The 2720-nt window shown below is 35.9% G+C and carries 2 protein-coding genes; both read left to right on the forward strand.

Annotation, left to right across the window (positions count from 1 at the left end):
• Positions 1 to 264, forward strand: a 264-nt coding sequence (locus BLV53_RS17200) for a hypothetical protein (protein WP_170830922.1), incomplete at its 5' end; no start/stop codon positions are given.
• A gap of 88 nt (positions 265 to 352) precedes the next feature.
• Complete coding sequence (locus tag BLV53_RS16750) at positions 353 to 1657, forward strand: PepSY domain-containing protein (RefSeq protein WP_090302760.1); 1305 nt, start codon at positions 353 to 355, stop codon at positions 1655 to 1657.
• Positions 1658 to 2720 lie beyond the last annotated feature (1063 nt).

A 2720-nucleotide genomic window follows, 5' to 3' on the forward strand; every position in this document is an offset into this window, starting at 1 on the left:
CTTGATGCATTAAAAAATATCTCTATGGATAAGAAGCCTTCCTTTGTAAAAGAATCGTTCGATTTAGAAGGAATGAAGAAATATGTGGATGATCTTATTAAAAGTAATGAGTATAAGAAGAAAACCTTAAGGCAATGCATGATGGAGATGGAGCCTGGTTGTATAAATGATACATATACTTTCCCAGATGATCCTAATAGGCATTATACATTTGAAGAAATGATTAAAGAGATGGAAAAACGTTATGGATGCGTTGACAATTAATTTAATCATAGCAAGTAACAAAACCGCTCGGACCTTTCTGGAGAGCGGAGCAGCTTTGACTGACAGATGAGCTGTAGAAAGGAGTTTTATGGCAGATTATTTAACAGAAAACAATGTATTATTACAAAATAACTATTCTAGTGCATATCTGTACTTTTCAAACTTTGCTAATAAAAACAGTGAGTTTGAAAATGCTCTAAAGGCTTCTTCAGATGAACAATTAAATACAGCAGAGTTAACGGATGATAAACATAATAAAGGAAATAGCTATACTCGTATTGTATCAGCCTCTGTAATGACTAGTGAAATGAAAACTACTACAGAAGGTGGTAGAACTGCATTCTCTTACCAAGGTACTGTTGAGAGATTTGAAATAAAAATTGAAGTAAATGGTGACGATAGAAAATATACTGCTATCGGTACAGATAAAGATGGAAATGAATTTGAAAAAGAAATTGATCCGTACAATGTTGATCCAACAGATGCGGATTTTACAGAATTCGCAGCTTTATGTTCTTATATCCGTGAGACGGAGAATCTCGCTGATGAAACAATGAAATTTGTCAGCAGCTTTGAGGTTGACGATATTTTTGAACGCATGAACTATCTATCAACATTCTCAAACGAGCTTGGGAATTTAGAATTGGCTGGATGGGATAATCTTTCTTTAGAAGGATTCTTACCACAAATAAATAAGCTTATGGAAGCACTCATGGGAATATGTTCTGGTTATGTATTCGATGTAAATCTTGATGAAGTACAGAATAATGTAGATTCTAAAGAGGAACAACTAATAGAGAACATTTCTACAGCCACACAGAAAGCAGAAGCAGAAAATGAATACATTATTTCTCGTCGTGGAGCTATAGAGGAGATTTCAGAAGAAGGAATTTCTAAAGATAGAGAGATTATAGGATTGACAACATTTCCAATTAATGAAAATGAAAGTTATATGGTTGGGGCATTTTTGCCACCCGAGTCAACTGTGGAGGATCCTATTGTTCAGGTGACTATGAACGATGCGACAGGAGAAAAGCATACATATAACATTCATGTAAATGATGTGAATCCTAATAATGCTACCGAGATGGAAATATTTGCCTATTTGACTTATCAAGGACATATTGGAAATAGGATTCCAGGCGCGATAAATAATTACGCAGCATATAAGACGTTAAAATATCAGGATGAATTGCATGAAAATAATAATATAGCTGAATATGGTAATAGATTATTCACTAGTGCCAAGATGGATGCAACTGCCATTATTAAGCATGTTTATTCATGGATGAAAACCATTAACCATCCAGATGCACAAAAACAAGCAGGCTGGTGCGAAGATTTATTAGCGATGCTTAATCCTGTAAATGATACTCTCGAGAATTACGTTTAGACTGCGGATTAATTCTCGGCTAGAAATTGACAATAGAAAGGGCTTGCTCGACAGTATGCAGAGTTGGACAGTGTATCTTCCTGGTAGTTAAAGTATTTATACAGCTCATGTCTCATGGTTCCAGCTTCCATGGTAATAGGCAGTAAGACAAGATCTTTAAACGATATCTTTCTATGCCGGGTAAAGTCCTTTCCTGGATTCAACGCATAGGCTTCTGATGTTGATGCCATAGCATCGATATCAGACATCAAATAGTTTTTTACAGTAACAGAATAGTTCATAGCAACCTTGAAATCAACGTTTACGTCTTGTTAATTTCAAGGGCCGCTCTCACTACTTCTAATTAATGCAATCAGTAGTGAGAGCGGCCGCACTTTTGAGTAGCTTTGTCAACTATTCTTTATAAAAAAAAGAGTTAGACCCTATAAAGAATCTAACTCAAAACATCTTAACTTAATGACATTGATTCACAGTAAAATAATGTTATGAAATAAAGCTTTTTATTAAACCAGGTTGAATCTAGAATGTTTTGATGTTATATTATAAATAAAGAAAGCACCCACTCCAAAGTGGATGCCTCACGAGTTTATGAAGTTAACTGCTCATATTGAGCATAGCCTCTCCCGTTGGCCGACAGGAGAGGCATTTTTATTTGCGCTTGTTATTTCTCTTGTCGAGAAAGTTAAGCAACGCAAGGAGAAAACTACAAGCCGTAAAAGGCAATACCAGGATTCCTAGTACAATCATTAAGATTTCATAATCGCTCACTGGCGCCACCTCCCTTCCGTTAGTATCCAATTACTCAGATACCATATAGGCTCGGGAGACTACCACCCTGTCATGGGTACTTTCAGTGCGGATGAACCGCATAAATAAATCTAGCACAAATGTTCTATTTTTACAATCGAACACTCCACGTTTCGTAGTACTTTTATGAGTACATTTTTCCGCCAAATAATAGATAAAACATAGGCGTTTGCAAAACGCCACAAGCCGCGTAAATGCGGCATTTTTTGTTAACTAAAAAAGAATAACTCCCCACTGATATGGTACAATAGAATTG

The organism is Pseudobutyrivibrio sp. ACV-2 (assembly GCF_900107545.1).
In the GTDB taxonomy this organism is placed as follows: Bacteria; Bacillota; Clostridia; order Lachnospirales; family Lachnospiraceae; genus Pseudobutyrivibrio.